The sequence below is a fragment of the Virgibacillus oceani genome (genome assembly GCF_014638995.1).
Classification (GTDB): domain Bacteria; phylum Bacillota; class Bacilli; order Bacillales; family Amphibacillaceae; genus Virgibacillus_E; species Virgibacillus_E oceani.
Map to the genome: position 1 here is coordinate 100,323 of NZ_BMFR01000008.1, position 16,120 is coordinate 116,442.

Below are 16,120 nucleotides of genomic sequence, written 5' to 3' on the forward strand. Positions count from 1 at the left end.
TTATACTTCATAAACGGAATTTGTAAACGCTTTATTCTAAAAACATTGGAGATAGGGTGGTATTGATGAGTATAAAAGTTGGCGTAATTGGAATGGGACAAATGGGGACATATCATGCACAAATTTATCAAAAGTTATCTATGGTAGAGCTTGTTGCAGTCTGTGAATATAACGATGAGAGAAGACAAAAGGTTCAAGAGGAATTTGGGTGTATAGCTTATAAAGATTATACAGAATTATTATCCGATCCGGAGATTGACGCGGTAAGTATCGTACTGCCTGATAATATGCATAGAAAGGCTGTAGAAGCAGCTGTCCAATATCAAAAACATATTTTATTGGAAAAACCGTTAGCCAAAACATTAGAGGACGGAAAAGCTCTATATGAAATAACAAAGGATTATGACAAAGTATTTACTGTTGGCTTTCTATTACGATTTGATCCTAGATTTAATATGGTGAAGCAAGCAATTGATGATAATGAATTGGGAGATATTATCCATTTATATTGCAGAAGAAATAGTCCAATTATTGGTCCCAGACGATATATTGGGGCTTCAGACTTAAGTATGCATGTCATGATTCATGATATTGATTATATTAATTGGTATATGGGATCAGCTCCTAAGAAAGTATTTGCTAAAGGAAGAAGTGTCTTATTAAAAGAGCATAATATGCAGGATGTTATCTACGCAATAATTACGTATGAAAATGGTGCGATAGCTTGTTTAGAGGCATGCTGGGTATTGCCTGAAAATTCCCCTACAAGTATAGACGATAAAGTGGAAATTGTCGGTACAAAAGGTGTTGCTTATGTTGATTCAAGTGATAATGGCGTAAGATTTGTGACAGATAAACGGATTCAATACCCGGATTCCAGGCATTGGTATTATACAAATGGTGAAGTATCAGGGGACCTGGCTGAAGAGTTAATGGCGTTCATTAATAATATTGCAACGAACACAAAATCGATCATTACACCACATGAAGCTTTTGAATCGCTTAAAGTGGTAGATGCCATAGAACGATCACTTTCTGAAGGCAAAGAAGTAAATCTATGATACAAGCCAAATCAACCAACAGAAGGGAATGAAATGAATTGTCATTAAAATCAAAGGTACAAAGCTTTGGAAGTAAATTAAGTAATATGGTTTTACCCAACTTAGGAGCTTTCATGGCGTGGGGGATTATTACAGCCTTAGCCATTGCATTAGATAATGAGATGTTAACGGCTTTCATTGGACCATTTTTAACTTATTTATTACCTTTGCTACTTGCCATTGCCGGAGGAAAAATGGTACATGGCTACAGGGGTTCCGTTATTGCCGCTGTCGTTACAATGGGTTTGATTATCGGGACCGATATCACGATGTTTATTGGTGCCATGATAATGGGCCCGCTATCAGCTTGGATATTAAAGAAATTTGATAATTTTATAGAAGAAAAAATACCAACTGGATTCGAATTGCTAATTAATAATTTGTCAACAGCGATTATTGGGGCAGCCTTAGCGATCATTGGACAAATAACGTTTGTTCCAGTCATAGAAGAATTAACACAGGCTTTAGCTAATGGCGTAGATTTCTTAATGAATTATAATCTATTACCGCTTACTGCTATCTTTATCGAACCGGCTAAAATATTATTTTTAAATAATGCGATTGGTCAAGGGGTATTAACACCGTTAGGACTCCTGCAAGCGTCGGAATTTGGAAAGTCTGTATTGTTCTTATTGGAATCTAACCCTGGACCAGGACTTGGTATTTTACTTGCATTTATGTTCTTTGGAACTAAAAAGACGAAAGGAACTGCATCTGGTGCAAGCATTATTCACTTCTTTGGAGGTATACATGAAATTTATTTCCCGTTTGTATTAATGCGGCCAATTTTAATTCTTCCATTAATACTAGGGGGGATGGCTGGAACATTTATTTTTACCCTATTTAAAGTAGGATTGGTAGGCATCGCTTCTCCAGGAAGTGTGATCGCCATTTCAATTATGAGTTCGGCTGGAGATCATCTGCCTATTTACCTGGGTATCTTAACATCTGCACTTGTTACATTCCTAATTTCCATTCCTTTTATGAAAAAGACGCAGAATGACAGTGATTTAGAAGATGCTGCATCGCAAATGGAACAACTAAAAGGAAAGAAAAGTCGTGTTTCCAGCATGTTTAGCAATAAAGAAGAAAATGCTCAAGAATTTAATTATGCAAATGTAGAAAAAATCGCGTACGCATGTGATGCAGGTTTGGGATAGTGCAATGGGTGTTGCTATTTTGAAGAAAAAGATTAAGAAAGCAGGGTTGGAAGAAATTGATGTCTTTCACATATCTGTCAGCAATTTGCCAGCCGCGTGCGATATTATCATTACGCATGAATCTTTAATGGATCGAGTTAAAGAAAAGCAACCCGATGTACATCATATTGCCATAAATGATTATTTAAATGCACCAGAATACGATGAATTAATTGAAAAAATTCTTTCCCAGAAGGAATAAAAGTAGATAGTACTACTAATCATCTTGTTTAACATAAGGAGACAAAAAATGTTAAAAGCTGTAATAATGGATTTTGACGGAGTAATTATTGATACCGAGGTTATTTGGTATGAAGTATATAAAGATTGGTTTCATGTGAAAAAGAATTATGAATTGGCAATTAGTGAATTTTTAGTTTGTGTCGGTTCCAATTATAAGGCCTTGTTTCGTGAATTAGAAAAAACAAAGGAAATTTATGTTGACGAGGATGAGTTTTTCGCTGATACAATGGGTATGTTTATGGATCGAAGCAATCACCTGCCTGCTAAAGAGGGAGTAATTGAATTTATAGAGTCAATTAAGAAACAGAACCTTATATTACTGCTGGCAACTTCGTCAAAACGAAAAAAACCTGAAACCCATTTAAAAAGATTAGGGTTAATAAATTATTTTGATTCTCTGATTACTGCAGATGATGTAAAGAGAATTAAACCATTTCCGGATCTATTTAATCTAGCACTTAAAACGCATCATGTAGAGAATGATGCAGCAATTGTTATAGAGGATTCGAATAACGGTTTAATCGCGGCAAATAAAGCGGGGATTAAAACGATTATTATCCCGAATGAAGTGACAAAATATAGTGAGTTTGTTGATTACTATGCAAAATATAGTTCATTGCGGGAAGTAGATTTAGTACAAATAAAGAAAGACTTTGAACCTAAAGGAGTTAAATAACATGCTTAAGGAACTAATTACGAGTAAGGATATTACGATTGGGTTGCGTTCTGCTGATTGGGAAGATGCCATTCGAAAATCTTCTAAAAGGCTGCTTGAAAAAGGAGCAATTGAACCTCGGTATGTAGATTCCATGATAGATGTATTGAAGGAGAATGGACCATATATTGTATTAGGAAATCATATTGCTTTGGCACATACAAGACCAGAATCAGGTGCAAATGAACTAGGGCTAAGTTTCACAACATTAAACCCTCCAATAGCTTTTGGTTCTCAGAATTTTGATCCAATCAAATTAATTATCACCTTTTCAGCTACTGATTCAGAATCTCATCTATCTATGATTTCTGAGTTGGCGCTTATATTAAGCGATGAAGATATTATGGAGGAATTATTTACTGCCACTACACCAGAAGAATTTTATGAAACTTTGACGGAATCAGTGGAATAGCAAGGGAAGCATGGGGACGGTTCTTTTGCTTCGGAAGCAAAAGAACCGTCCCCATTTCCCAAAATTTCAATCCAATCCCTTGATTATTCCTAATTAAGTTCTATAATAGGCGTCGGAGACTAGAAATTATTTATAGATTTATAGAACAATTGGAATAGAGGCGAATGGAAAAAATGACTGTCACAACAAGACCAACACGTACTGAAAAAGACTTTTTAGGGGAAAGGGAAGTTCCATCTGACGCATATTATGGAATTCAAACATTACGGGCTGTCGAAAACTTTCCAATAACAGGGTACCGCATCCATGAAGAATTAATTAAGGCAATGGCAATCGTTAAAAAGGCAGCGGCACTAGCTAATATGGAAAGTAAGCGTCTACATGAGGACGTTGGGGAAGCTATTGTCAAGGCAGCCAGTGAATTAATGGAAGGAAAGTGGCATGATCAGGTTATTGTCGATCCGATCCAAGGTGGTGCGGGAACTTCGATCAATATGAATGTGAATGAGGTAATCGCCAACCGTGCTATTGAAATGCTTGGGAAAGAGAAAGGCAGCTATTCCTTTTGCAGCCCGAATACCCATGTCAATATGTCACAATCAACCAATGATTCATTTCCAACGGCGATCCATATTGCGGTACTTAACCTAGTTGATAAATTAATCCTATCCATGAAAGAAATGAATCTTGTATTTCAGCAAAAGGGAGTCGAGTTTAGTAACGTAATTAAAATGGGCCGCACCCACCTTCAGGATGCTGTTCCAATTCGGCTTGGGCAGGAATTTGAAGCGTATAGCCGCGTCATTAACCGTGATATGAAGCGGATTAAACAATCAACCCAGCATTTATACGAATTAAATATGGGGGCAACTGCGGTTGGAACGGGTCTTAACGCAGATGAAAATTATATTGAAAGTGTGTGCGGACATCTTGCTGAAATTAGTGGTCTTCCTGTAACAGGCACGGAAAACCTAGTTGATGCAACACAGAATACAGATGCTTATACAGAGGTATCATCAGCATTAAAGATTTGCATGATCAACATGTCGAAAATAGCTAATGATCTACGTTTAATGGCATCCGGTCCACGAGCAGGACTTGGTGAAATCTCACTACCTGCCAGACAGCCTGGTTCTTCGATTATGCCCGGGAAAGTGAATCCAGTTATGGCTGAGCTTATTAATCAGGTAGCATTTCAGGTTATCGGCAATGACCATACAATCAGCCAAGCATCGGAAGCGGGTCAGCTTGAATTAAACGTGATGGAGCCTGTTTTGGTATTTAATTTACTGCAATCCATCAGTGTCATGAATAACGCATTCCGTACCTTTACAGATCATTGTTTAAGAGGAATAACGGCAAATGAAGGTAGATTAAAGGAATATGTTGAAAAGAGTGTTGGCGTGATCACAGCGGTAAATCCGCATATTGGATACGAAAGAGCTGCACAAATTGCTGCAGAAGCCATCAAAAGCGGAAAGCCAGTCCGGGAATTATGCTTGAAATATGGTGTACTAACAGAAGATGAATTAAGCCAAATCCTCGACCCATATGAAATGACACACCCAGGAATTGCCGGAGCGAGCTTGTTGAAGTGAGGCAAGGGGACGGTTCTGGTGCTTCTTTTCTAATGATGAAGGCAGATGAACCGCCTCTTATCAATTTTTGGAGGGAACTAACAATGTGGAAGAAGAATCCTGTTATCGTAGTGGTTGGTATTATTTGTTTTATGATTGCCGGGCTTTTGGACCTTAAAAATAGAGGATTATTTTTTAGACTATTGCCTTCCTTCGTTCAGGATTATCTGGTTGGAAGGGGTATATCGAAAGGTAGTGATTAGTGAAGCATGGGGTGAAGCATGGGGACGGTTCTTCTGCTTCTGAAGCAAAAGAACCGTCCCCATGTGTCACCTGAAGCAAAAGAACCGTCCCCATGTGTCATTCCTCAAGTCATTCAACAATTTTCCTTGCAGGTGAATCGTTTTCCAGTTCAAAATTAAATTCATCTGCATTTTTATAACCTGGATCTAAATAACTGGTTTTCTCATCACTTTTTGAAGCAGTTTTAAACGTTGGAAAAGAGATATATTCTTCGTTTTTCCATATCCATATACCATCTTTTCCTTTTTCCTTATGAAAAACATTCCTTTGTAGTTTATTACCTTGATTGGTTGTAAATTCGTTGGCGATAAATACGCGGGAAGGTCCAGCAGTCAATATATTCCTTTCAATCAAATTGTTTTTTATATCATGCTGCAGCAAGAGCTGTCCCCCATATAATCCCTTTGTGTCATTTCGGTACATTATATTGTGAGAAATGGTGGAGTTAATCGTGCCCCCGCGATCTTCATCATAGCCGCCTATCGATATCCCAGTGTAATAATTACTGTGAACTATATTGTTTATAATGCTTATGTTATCGGCATATTTACCTGCATGCTCCGAGGTAGCCTCAATTCCGATGTCACATTTATAAATGGTATTCTCTTCGACGGTTATATTTTTTCCGCCATCTATGTAAATGCCACCAGCGCTGTAATCCTCCCCATAAGCAGGATTACCGTACGATGAAATTTCATAAACCGTATTGTTGCTTACGGTACCATTTCGTACATAGTCAGCTTTTTCATTAGTGGCGACACCTTCATAACCAATTAGATCAATACCTATATTATCGTTTCGGCGAACGAGATTGTTTTCCACCTTAAAGCCGTCGATATTTCCATTGAGTACGAGAGCTTCACTTGAACCAAGTTTTAAGTTCTCCACAGTATTATTTTGAATAGTTATGTCTTTCATTGGACCTGTACCATAGATGGCAATCCCATGGCCATTGCCATCATCTGCATAGGTTTCAATATGCTGTACATGGTTGTTTTTTAACGTAATTTGACTGCTCGAACCAGTTACAAAAATACCCATTACGGTTTCGTCTGTTAAATCTGTTGTTAAATCCTGTATCGTTATTCCATCAATGGTAATATAGTTTTTATTGTTTAGCATCACCATGGACGTATCCCCTTCAACGTCCTTTTGGTTCTCACCGCTAAGAATAACCTCTTCATCTTCATATGCTTTGAAGGCAATCGGTTTTGACTTTGTTCCGCTATGCTTGATGACAAGCTTTTCATTGTAGGTTCCTTTTCGGATGAATATGGTGGATCCTGCTATTGCTTCTGAGGCGGCTTTTTTCAGCGTTCGAAATGGTTTTTCTTTTGTACCATTATTTTGATCATTTCCATTTGTGGCTACGTATATAAAATTAGCATTTTCCTGTTGTTCATCTGCGTTAGTATGATTGAAAACAAGTGCAATTATGATAGCAAATGCAGCAAGAAGGACAAGAATAGTATTTTTCATAAAATCATTCCCCGTGTAAAATATATTTTTAAGTTCATCTTATAATACATGATGGTACGCAGAATTACTATATGATGGTATTTTTAAAACAACTAGGACAAGATGTAGAATGCTGTTTTTGAAAGATAGATACCACTGGATTTACTAGCTCCCTGTAAACTTTTGTACAAGGTCATTATTCGCAAATGTTTGGTATACCAGATTAATAAAGTCCCATATGAGCGTAAAAATAAAAATCACTATACTGTAGCTTGAATATTAAAACTATTACATATATTATTAACTTAAATCTAAAGGAGTGAGGTGTTAACATCGATGGAAACAAGTAAGAAAGAAACAATAACGGTTGAAACTATTGTTCATGCACCAGTTGAAAAAGTATGGAAGTATTGGACGGAGCCAAAGCACATTACACGTTGGTCGAATGCTTCTGACGATTGGCATGCGCCAAAAGCAGAAAATGATTTAGGAGCGGGCGGCAAATTCCTTACACGCATGGAAGCAAAGGACGCAAGCTTTGGATTTGATTTTTCCGGTGTTTATGATGAGGTGAGGCAGCATGAGTTTATTTCTTACACGATGGGTGACGGAAGGAAGGTTGACATTACATTTAATAGTCAGGAAGGTGACACAAAAGTAGTGGAAACATTCGAGGCTGAAACTACCAATTCCATTAAGATGCAGCAAACAGGATGGCAGTCGATTTTGGACAATTTTAAGAAGTATAGTGAGGCAGCCCAAGGTGATTAGAGTTGAGAGAATCACAAGCATTTCCAGATAGAAGTCTTTTGATAGCTGTTAGGGTTAGAAAGTTAGGCACAAAAAATAAATTGTAAAGAAGGGATCGTATGCAAAAAATAATTCCACATTTGTGGTATGACAAGGAAGCGAAGGAAGCGGCACAGTTTTATATTGGTTTATTCGATAATTCAAAACTGCTAAATGTGACGGTTATTGAGGACACTCCATCTGGTGATTCAGAATTTGTAAGCTTTGAACTGGCGGGACAGGAATTCCAGGCAATAAGTGCGGGTCCTTACTTCAAATTCAATCCTACCATTTCGTTAATGGTAGCTTGCGAGTCTGTGGAAGAAGTAAATAGCAAGTGGGAGGCATTAATAGATGGGGGAACGGAATTAATGCCACTTGGAGAATATCCCTTTAATAGGTGGTATGGCTGGGTCCAGGATAAATATGGTCTGTCTTGGCAGCTGATGCTTGTGAAAGAGGGTCAGACCTCACAAAAGATTAAGCCAAATATGCTCTTCTCGGGTGAATCATGTGGAATGACCGAGGAGGCAATAACGTTCTACACAGATATATTTGAGGAGGCAGAAATTGGCGTTGTCAGCAAATATAAAACGGGGGAAGCTGAGACACCAAAGGCAAAAGTGAACTATGCTGATTTCAATCTTTGTGGCATGGAATTTTCAGCAATGGATAATGGGATGGATGTAGACTTTAATTTTAATGAAGCATTTTCGCTAATCGTAAATTGCAAGGACCAGGAAGAGATCGATTATTTCTGGGACATGCTTTCTGCTGTGCCGGAAGCTGAACAATGCGGCTGGGTAAAGGATAAGTTTGGCGTTTCCTGGCAAGTTGTACCCGATAATATGGAAGAGGTTTTGTTCAAAGGACCAAAGGATGAATCCCGCAGAGCTTCTGATGCAATGCTGAAGATGAAGAAGATTGATATCAGCGAATTGGAAAAGGCACGTTTGGCAAAATGATAAGGTGGTTTGTCCGTTTATTGGAAGAATTCTATTGATTAGATTAGTTTAAACAAATATGGAGGGTACATTTTTAAATAATAGTGGTGCTGGTGGTTCCAGTAGAAATGGAGCCACCTTTTGGATTAGAAATGAAACTGTTTGGAAGACACATATAGCCCTATAACGTTTTTTTAAAACAAATAATTCGATTTGCTTCACTAAATCCCAATTTCAGATGCAATGCCAGGCTTTCCTCATTATCTAATTCACAATCACTGGCAAATTCACCACAACCTTTTTTCTTTGCCCAGTTCTCACATGCATGAACCAAGCTTCTGGCAAAGCCCTGTTTACGAAAAGGTTCTTTTACGTAAAGTCCTTCTAAATATCCGACTGGACTTGAACTCGTTCCTTCAACATAATCATACCGCTGTTGGCATTGAGCAAACCCTATTGCTTCATTGCCATGATAAACTAAAAACACAGTTGCATCAGGTTGAGCAATAAGATATGTCATTTCCTGTATAAATTCCTTTAACGTGTGACCAGGCCAGAGCAGTAAAGCAAGGTAAGCAGCCTCTTTTGCCTCCGTTAACGTCGCTTTTTTAAGCATAAAAATCCCCCGAATTCTTTTGTAGTAATGATAAAGCGGTGTGAGTCTTAGTCCGCATTCTCTATAACGGAATTACCTGACTTTGGTCTCAATCTTAAATTTATTTATCATCTATCTGCACATACACATCACTAAATAATACCGATTGAACTAATCATTTTGATCCTGCATAAGCTTATATATCTTACGGGCGGTGTTGACGTTTCTTACCGTAACCTGTTTGTATAGCTTTGACCCAATGATCTTTGAAATTCCGCTTTTGGTGACATTAATCTTGTCAACGGACCACAGAATCGCACCGGGGACATATTTCACCGTGTCAATAGTTGGTTTGATGGTCAAATCCATAAGTACGGATTCATCATCCACTTCGTCCCATAAAAACATAACATCGCTTTTCATTTCTTTATCATTTTTCCATGTGTCGGGAATAGCGTTAATGATACTGCTGACCTCATCGAAACTGCGAACAACTACTTTAATTTGTAACCCAAAATCAAGATGGATTGCTTCCTCTAAAATACCTGGCAGATCTACATTTGTGCCATTGTATGAGAAAATAATATTGCCCGTATTGATGTATGTTACCACATCATCCATCCCTGCTTTTTCAAAAGTTTGTTTAAGCAGCTTCATGTCAATTTTGTTATTTCCCCCAACATTAATCCCCCGAAGAAGAGCAACATATACCATATAGCCATACTCCTTTAACTTTTAAATTTATTACCTGTATACTAGCACCCAATCGGTTATGTGTACAGTAGGCAATGGGACGGGTTCACTGTCCCAGCTGCGGGACGAGGGGACTGACCCCGTGTCCCACCACCAGCACCTTTTCCCAGAATCTTTATCTCATCTTTACATCGTTATGATATTCTTTTCATAAGTAATAACTTTTGGCATTGCGAGGGAGAAAAATGCAAAAAACTATTTTAATTGTAGAAGATGAAGACATTTTACGTGAAATAGTTAAGGACTATTTATTAAACGCGGGATATGAAGTTTTGGAAGCGGTTGATGGAATTGAAGCCTTGGCCAAATTTGAAGAACAGGAAGTACATTTAATGATTTTGGATATCATGCTGCCAGAGTTAGATGGGTGGTCCGTTTGCAGACGAATTCGCAAATCGTCCAATGTGCCTATTATTATGCTGACAGCACGTGCGGATGAAGACGATACGTTACTTGGTTTCGAATTAGGCGCTGATGATTATGTTACAAAACCATACAGTCCGCCAATTTTGCTGGCACGGGTAAAACGATTAATAGAAAGCCGATATGCTCATGCAGATAAGCTGCCCAACGAGGATACCATAATTAGCAGCGGTATCCGTGTTCATATCCCTTCTCGTACGGTGACCGCAGATGGAGTAACTATAGGTTTAACACATACAGAGTTTGAAATATTAGCCTATTTAATGCAAAATCCAGGGATTATAATCACTAGGGAACAGCTTATCACTAAAATTTGGGGGTATGAATTTGCTGGTGATGATCGTACAATCAATAGTCATATCCGTAATTTGCGTCATAAATTGGGTGACAAGGCAAATCATATTGTGACGGTTATCCGGGCTGGCTATAAATTTGAGGGAAGCGTATGAAAATAGGAATTGTAGCAAAGTTATTTATGCTAACCACATTATTATGTATGCTCATTTTAGCAACGATGTATATTGGACAAACCATTTTTTTCAAGCAATATTATGCAAACCAAAAAGTAGAAGAAATAAATACGAGCATTCAATCCTTTGAGAAGGCATACGTAAAAGCAGATGGAGACGTAGCAGCAATTAAAAAGCTGCAGCAGAATTTCTACCAGGAAAATCAGACATGGATCACAACTTTAGATGGTTTAGGAACGATTAAATATGCGGACGATTTTTCTGTGAAGATTCATTTGGATCGTTCTCGGGATAAGGATTTCTCTGATCGTGACATTACTATCCCCCTATATAGCTTCACTGGTTTAGAAGATATAGAAAGACTGCGGTTTAATTTAGAAGAAGGAAAGCGAATTTTTATTGATGGAATCATAAAGGATGACACATTTATTCCAGTTATTATTACGGGAGAAAACAGGAATAATGTGTTGGAAAATAAGCTGCTGTCAGAAAAATTATATGGTAAGCAAGCGGAAATAGAGAGTATAAGGCTATCTGAAAAGTTAGATAGCAAGCAGGCAGCGATAGCGAGTAGACAGCTATCTGAAAAGCTTGAGCGCGAACAAGATGCAATTAAACCTTCTCCAAAAGATAGCACACAAAGCTATTTAATGGGGGAGATTAAGAAGTTACAGTTACCAGTCGGCGCGGCGAATTCAACCATTTATACCAATCGTCTGTTTATAGAAAGGATAAAACAATTTCAAGTAAACCTGCTAGTTAATGAAAATCATATCAGTACCGCTGAAACAATAGACTATGAGCAGAATAACATCAAATACAAATTATTTATTAGACCTATAAAAAATTCGGATGGTGAAACGACCTATATTTATGCTATGACATCCTTGCAGCCGGTTGATGAAGCAGTACAAATGCTTAAGGATTATTATGTATACCTAATCCTGTTTGTGCTCCTGCTTGTTGTTCTAGCTTCATTTTATTATTCAAAAAAGATTGCTAAACCATTGCTGCAAGTAAACGATACGACAAACAAGATTGCAAACCTGGATTTTTCAGAGACTATACCGATTACATCAAAAGACGAAATTGGTACGCTATCACGCAATATTAATACACTGTCACATACATTGCATTCATATATTAATCAGCTGCAGCAGGATATAGAGAAAGAAAAACAACTGGAAAATACGCGTAAAGAATTTATTTCCGGTGTTTCACATGAATTAAAGACACCTTTAAGTATTATGAAAAGCTGCATCTCGATTTTAGAAGATGGTGTCGCTAGTAATAAGAAGGATTATTATTTTAAAGCAATGGCAAAAGAAGTAGATAAAATGGATATGCTCATTGTCGATATGCTCGAGTTGGCAAAATTCGAGTCTGGCACTTATAAAATGAAAATGGATGTCTTCTATATTGACCAGGTCATTGAGTATATATGTGAACAATTAACATTAGAAATAGCTAACAAGCAATTACATGTTTATAAGCAACTTTCAGGGATTAAGGTAGTTGCCAATCAACGTCGAATTGAACAGGTTGTTACGAACTTTATTACCAACGCAATTCGTTATACACCGGAGAATAAAAATATTATGATTTCCACAATAGAAGAGCAGAAGCGTGTAAAAGTATGTGTGGAAAATCAAGGAGCCCATATCCCGCAGGACCAGTTAGTGAAAATATGGGATCGTTTTTATCGTGGAGATACGTCTCGCAGGCGTTCGAAAGGCGGAACTGGGTTAGGGCTTGCTATTTCAAAGAATATCTTAGAACTGCACGGCTCGCAGTATGGTGTAATCAATACGGAAGAAGGCGTGCTGTTTTACTTTTATTTGAATAAAAAATGAGTAGGTAGTTTATTTTTGATAGAGAAAATCTTATTGACAAGCTAAAAGGCATACTAAATCAAATAGTGGTTGGTATGTTCTTTTTATATAAATTAAAATGTACAGAACGGTTATGAACGCCCGTACAAGGCTGAAATCAGCGAAAAAGGTCACTCATATCGCATATGAATGCCTGTCAGCAGGGAGGAAATATATATTAGTCACATTTTGCCAATATAATTGCATTTTAATAATAAACTTTTCTACAGCGGAGTCACCTAATTTATGACGCTATATGTCGTGAATATGGATGGCTTTTTTTAATCTTCAGCCTAAATCTATTTCATCTTCATCTCTTCTTTATCTCCATATATTAACCTGTCTAAAAGCATGAAAACGAAATAGAATAGAGGTCTTTGCATGAACAAGTTTAAACTAATTATTTTCCTTGCTTGTTTGGTAATTTTTTATGTCTGTCAAAGTCATTTTGACCTTAATCAGGAGGGGGCAAAAGAAAGTCAGTCAATTGCTGCGGGTCATAAGGCAGGGCAGGATTCAACGCAGCAAATAAATCCAACATATAAAGAATTGCCAGAATCTCAAAAAACCGAAACAGGGGAGTCAAAGGCGGAAAGTGAGCTGGTTTCTCCAACTAATGAAAAGACGGTTTACCTAACCTTTGATGACGGACCGACTGCAGCAACGACGGATATTCTGAATACATTAAATCAATTTAACGCCAAAGCAACATTTTTCATGCTGGAACCTTCTATGACGGAATTACCGGAAGTTGTAGACAAAATTGTAAAGGAAGGTCATGCCGTGGGTTTGCATGGTGTGACACATAACCAAAATAAATTCTATAAATCTGAACAATCCGCCCTGGAAGAAATGAACGCTGCCCAGCAGACACTTCAATCGATTACAGGGATTAAGTCCTCTCTGATTCGGACCCCTTATGGCAGTGTTCCTTATCTAACCGAGTCATATCGCGAGGTTTTAGCTGGCAATGGATTTAAATTATGGGATTGGAATGTCGACAGCAGTGACTGGTCTTTATCAAGTGATGAATATGTAGGTACGGTTATTAAACAAATAGAGGATCTGGTTAATGCTGGAGTTGCACCAATTATTCTTATGCATGATAAAGCTAACACGGCGAACCATCTGTCAATGCTTCTGACCTATCTATCAGAGCATGGATTTCATACTAAGAAAATTGAAGAAAATTTACAGCCGTATAACTTCAACTGTTATCAGCGTTGTCATCGGCTATCTACAAAGTAATAGACAAACAAGTAAGGGAGAGAGTGAAATGAAGAAAAGGATTCGATTTTCCACATTTGGTATAGTTGTAATTTTAATTTTAATAGTAGTTAGTTTACTAGAAGACCAGAAACCTTCTGCTTCGAATTCCAAGGAAAATCATAATGAAACGCTTATAAGTAATCAAGCAGATGATAATTCGACCGGGGACCCGTATAAAGTAGTGATTGATCCGGGACATGGTGGAAGTGATCCTGGTTCTATTGGTGCCAGTGGTTCATATGAAAAGGACTTCACGTTAAGCATTGCGATGGAGGTCTGCCAATTATTGAAGCAAGTACCGCAAATAGACGTTTATACAACAAGGGATGAAGATGTTTTCCTGTCTGCTGAAGCACGGGTCAGACCAAACTTTGCGAATGATCTAGGTGCAGATATATATATTTCTATCCATGCCAATACGTTTACAGATCCATCTGTTTCAGGAACGGAATCCTATTATTTTAATCAAAACTCTTTATCTTTGGCGAATACTATACACAAACATGTTGTAGAGGCAACAGGTTTCAGAAATCGCGGGGTAAAGAAGGAGAACTATTTTGTATTAAAAGATACTGCCATGCCGGCAACCTTGCTTGAAATAGGTTATATAACCAATCCAAAAGATGAGCAAACCATGTTAACCGACGAATTTCAGCAATCTGTTGCAACATCCATCAAAAACGGTGTAATGGAGTATTTGGAAATAGATTGAAAGGAGTGAAGCATGCTTCTCCTGTTTCAAAAATGAAGCAAAAGAACCGTCCCAATGCTTCCTTTCACGCTGCCCATGCTTTACCCCGCCAATGAAACGGGAGAACCGTCCCTCTGCTTCCACACAAGTGCAAGCGCTAATGATGGAATGGAACAGGCTATCATTCCAATAAAGGCGTATCTTGGTTCAATTTCAAATAAATAGCCGCCAAAAATGGTGAATACGGCCGTTCCCCAGCTTAGTGCCAATGCTGAATACATTCCTTGTGCCATTGGTATTTGCTTAGGCTGAATATTATTGGTTAAGTATTTCATAAAGGCATAGTGTCCCATTGCAAATGAGCATGCATGCAACGTTTGTGCTATACAGAATACGATAACGTTCGGAAAGGTAAATACCAATATCCATCTAACAGTAGACCCAAGCGCAGCCAATGCAAGTAACGAGCTCGCTGAAAATCGATGAAACACCCGGTCTGCAACGGAGAAAAAAGTGATTTCTGCAAGGACGGCAATGTTCAGGATTATACCAATTAAATAGGTGGACGTATCTATTTCCTGCAAGAAAAGATAGCCATAATTGTAATACGAAGCATGTGCTGATTGCAGTAAAATGACTATAAGAAGTACCATGCCGAAATGTTTGACGCGAAATAATTTCAGCATGCCTGTCTTATTTTTCGTATGCTGCTGCGGTTTTTCAGATAATACGAAAGGCGCACGCATAAAACCAAGACTTACGAATACGATTATACCTAGCATTAGTGCCCATAAAATCACTTCATCACCAAGCATGCCTGTAAAGACGGTTAAAACCATGCCAGCTACGACAAAACCGATGGATCCCCATTGCCGGCTTCTTCCATAATGGTTTAATTCTTTATTTTGCATAAGGATACCAGCGGCACTATCTAAAGCAGGCATCAATGCCGGGTAAGCCAAATGCAATAGTAGTGTGGCGATAAGCAGGCTGGCGAAGGAACCTGCTGGAATATAACAGAGAATAGCAATCAGCGTGCCAATTCCTGCTCCATTTAATAAGGTTTTACTGCTGAATTTCCCTGATAAATATGGAAAAGCAACTAATGTTGAAAGCCCCCTTGCAACCAATCCTAAGCTCATAATCAAACTAGCTTCGGAAACAGTAATTCCTTTTGTATGAATCATCCATCCTGTCCAATAGGGAAGAAAAATGCCCCATGTCATAAAAAAACTAAAAAATTGAGTACTCATCCAGCGTTGTGTGTTCATTTTGTATCCCCCTCAGGTGATTGCATGATATCATGGA

General features: G+C 38.0%; 15 protein-coding genes and 1 pseudogene. 12 read left to right on the top strand and 4 right to left on the bottom strand.

Translation table 11 applies throughout. The annotated features are described in order from the left end of the window. Positions 1 to 65 precede the first annotated feature (65 nt). The 6 genes and pseudogenes from IEV74_RS11250 (at position 66) to IEV74_RS11275 (ending at position 5,509) form a co-directional block, all read left to right on the top strand. The gene (locus IEV74_RS11250) at positions 66 to 1,061 is read left to right on the top strand and encodes a Gfo/Idh/MocA family protein (RefSeq protein WP_188455488.1); all 996 of its coding nucleotides are present in this window, start codon (positions 66 to 68) and stop codon (positions 1,059 to 1,061) included. Between the two features lie 38 nt (positions 1,062 to 1,099). Beyond that, positions 1,100 to 2,501: pseudogene (locus IEV74_RS11255) on the top strand (PTS transporter subunit EIIC). A 48-nt stretch (positions 2,502 to 2,549) separates the two neighbouring features. Continuing rightward, on the top strand, positions 2,550 to 3,218 hold the full coding sequence (locus IEV74_RS11260) for an HAD family hydrolase (protein WP_188455489.1): 669 nt from the start codon (positions 2,550 to 2,552) through the stop codon (positions 3,216 to 3,218). 1 nt (position 3,219) lies between these two features. Beyond that, positions 3,220 to 3,669: a PTS sugar transporter subunit IIA gene (locus tag IEV74_RS11265; RefSeq protein WP_188455490.1), complete on the top strand. Its 450-nt coding sequence runs from the start codon at positions 3,220 to 3,222 to the stop codon at positions 3,667 to 3,669. A 173-nt stretch (positions 3,670 to 3,842) separates the two neighbouring features. Then, complete coding sequence (gene aspA, locus IEV74_RS11270; protein WP_188455491.1) at positions 3,843 to 5,267, top strand: aspartate ammonia-lyase; 1,425 nt, start codon at positions 3,843 to 3,845, stop codon at positions 5,265 to 5,267. A gap of 83 nt (positions 5,268 to 5,350) precedes the next feature. Beyond that, positions 5,351 to 5,509, top strand: a complete 159-nt coding sequence (locus tag IEV74_RS11275; RefSeq protein ID WP_188455492.1) for a hypothetical protein — start codon at positions 5,351 to 5,353, stop codon at positions 5,507 to 5,509. Positions 5,510 to 5,618: 109 nt separating this feature from the next. Here IEV74_RS11275 and IEV74_RS11280 read toward each other — a convergent pair whose 3' ends face one another. Continuing rightward, a complete protein-coding gene (locus IEV74_RS11280; RefSeq protein ID WP_188455493.1) occupies positions 5,619 to 7,028 on the bottom strand; it encodes a right-handed parallel beta-helix repeat-containing protein in 1,410 nt (469 codons plus the stop codon). A 315-nt stretch (positions 7,029 to 7,343) separates the two neighbouring features. Here IEV74_RS11280 and IEV74_RS11285 point away from each other — a divergent pair, with 315 nt between their 5' ends. Both IEV74_RS11285 and IEV74_RS11290 read left to right on the top strand, forming a co-directional pair. Beyond that, positions 7,344 to 7,778 carry an SRPBCC family protein gene (locus IEV74_RS11285; RefSeq protein ID WP_188455494.1) on the top strand — a complete coding sequence of 145 codons (435 nt, stop codon included), beginning with the start codon at positions 7,344 to 7,346 and terminating at the stop codon, positions 7,776 to 7,778. Positions 7,779 to 7,876: 98 nt separating this feature from the next. Beyond that, positions 7,877 to 8,761, top strand: coding sequence for a VOC family protein (locus tag IEV74_RS11290; protein ID WP_188455495.1), 885 nt, complete (start codon positions 7,877 to 7,879; stop codon positions 8,759 to 8,761). Positions 8,762 to 8,921: 160 nt separating this feature from the next. Here the strand turns inward: IEV74_RS11290 and aac(6') are convergent, their stop codons facing one another. Both aac(6') and IEV74_RS11300 read right to left on the bottom strand, forming a co-directional pair. After that, entirely contained in the window at positions 8,922 to 9,356 is a 435-nt protein-coding gene (gene aac(6'), locus IEV74_RS11295; protein ID WP_188455496.1) for an aminoglycoside 6'-N-acetyltransferase, read from the bottom strand. Positions 9,357 to 9,506: 150 nt separating this feature from the next. Then, positions 9,507 to 10,049, bottom strand: coding sequence for a DUF1697 domain-containing protein (locus tag IEV74_RS11300; RefSeq protein ID WP_188455497.1), 543 nt, complete (start codon positions 10,047 to 10,049; stop codon positions 9,507 to 9,509). Between the two features lie 224 nt (positions 10,050 to 10,273). Between IEV74_RS11300 and IEV74_RS11305 the strand changes: the two genes are divergently transcribed. The 4 genes from IEV74_RS11305 (at position 10,274) to IEV74_RS11320 (ending at position 14,833) form a co-directional block, all read left to right on the top strand. Continuing rightward, positions 10,274 to 10,960 carry a response regulator transcription factor gene (locus tag IEV74_RS11305; protein WP_188455498.1) on the top strand — a complete coding sequence of 229 codons (687 nt, stop codon included), beginning with the start codon at positions 10,274 to 10,276 and terminating at the stop codon, positions 10,958 to 10,960. Continuing rightward, positions 10,957 to 12,834, top strand: a complete 1,878-nt coding sequence (locus IEV74_RS11310; protein ID WP_188455499.1) for a sensor histidine kinase — start codon at positions 10,957 to 10,959, stop codon at positions 12,832 to 12,834. Before IEV74_RS11305 ends, IEV74_RS11310 begins: the two co-directional genes overlap by 4 nt. A gap of 399 nt (positions 12,835 to 13,233) precedes the next feature. After that, a complete protein-coding gene (locus IEV74_RS11315; RefSeq protein WP_188455500.1) occupies positions 13,234 to 14,100 on the top strand; it encodes a polysaccharide deacetylase family protein in 867 nt (288 codons plus the stop codon). A gap of 28 nt (positions 14,101 to 14,128) precedes the next feature. After that, positions 14,129 to 14,833 carry an N-acetylmuramoyl-L-alanine amidase family protein gene (locus IEV74_RS11320; RefSeq protein WP_188455501.1) on the top strand — a complete coding sequence of 235 codons (705 nt, stop codon included), beginning with the start codon at positions 14,129 to 14,131 and terminating at the stop codon, positions 14,831 to 14,833. Positions 14,834 to 14,913: 80 nt separating this feature from the next. On the opposite strand, the gene IEV74_RS11325 is transcribed toward IEV74_RS11320, so the two are convergent. After that, a complete protein-coding gene (locus IEV74_RS11325; protein WP_188455502.1) occupies positions 14,914 to 16,083 on the bottom strand; it encodes an MFS transporter in 1,170 nt (389 codons plus the stop codon). Between the last annotated feature and the right edge of the window lie 37 nt (positions 16,084 to 16,120).

What these genes read in the sequence shown, in the direction of transcription:
- IEV74_RS11320 (WP_188455501.1), top strand. Translation starts at nt 14,129, where the DNA reads ATGAAGAAAAGGATTCGATTTTCCACATTTGGTATAGTTGTAATTTTA.
- aspA (WP_188455491.1), top strand. Translation starts at nt 3,843, where the DNA reads ATGACTGTCACAACAAGACCAACACGTACTGAAAAAGACTTTTTAGGG.
- IEV74_RS11315 (WP_188455500.1), top strand. Translation starts at nt 13,234, where the DNA reads ATGAACAAGTTTAAACTAATTATTTTCCTTGCTTGTTTGGTAATTTTT.
- IEV74_RS11305 (WP_188455498.1), top strand. Translation starts at nt 10,274, where the DNA reads ATGCAAAAAACTATTTTAATTGTAGAAGATGAAGACATTTTACGTGAA.
- IEV74_RS11260 (WP_188455489.1), top strand. Translation starts at nt 2,550, where the DNA reads ATGTTAAAAGCTGTAATAATGGATTTTGACGGAGTAATTATTGATACC.
- IEV74_RS11290 (WP_188455495.1), top strand. Translation starts at nt 7,877, where the DNA reads ATGCAAAAAATAATTCCACATTTGTGGTATGACAAGGAAGCGAAGGAA.
- IEV74_RS11280 (WP_188455493.1), bottom strand. Translation starts at nt 7,028, where the DNA reads ATGAAAAATACTATTCTTGTCCTTCTTGCTGCATTTGCTATCATAATT.
- IEV74_RS11285 (WP_188455494.1), top strand. Translation starts at nt 7,344, where the DNA reads ATGGAAACAAGTAAGAAAGAAACAATAACGGTTGAAACTATTGTTCAT.
- IEV74_RS11300 (WP_188455497.1), bottom strand. Translation starts at nt 10,049, where the DNA reads ATGGTATATGTTGCTCTTCTTCGGGGGATTAATGTTGGGGGAAATAAC.
- IEV74_RS11275 (WP_188455492.1), top strand. Translation starts at nt 5,351, where the DNA reads ATGTGGAAGAAGAATCCTGTTATCGTAGTGGTTGGTATTATTTGTTTT.
- IEV74_RS11310 (WP_188455499.1), top strand. Translation starts at nt 10,957, where the DNA reads ATGAAAATAGGAATTGTAGCAAAGTTATTTATGCTAACCACATTATTA.
- IEV74_RS11265 (WP_188455490.1), top strand. Translation starts at nt 3,220, where the DNA reads ATGCTTAAGGAACTAATTACGAGTAAGGATATTACGATTGGGTTGCGT.
- IEV74_RS11250 (WP_188455488.1), top strand. Translation starts at nt 66, where the DNA reads ATGAGTATAAAAGTTGGCGTAATTGGAATGGGACAAATGGGGACATAT.
- IEV74_RS11325 (WP_188455502.1), bottom strand. Translation starts at nt 16,083, where the DNA reads ATGAACACACAACGCTGGATGAGTACTCAATTTTTTAGTTTTTTTATG.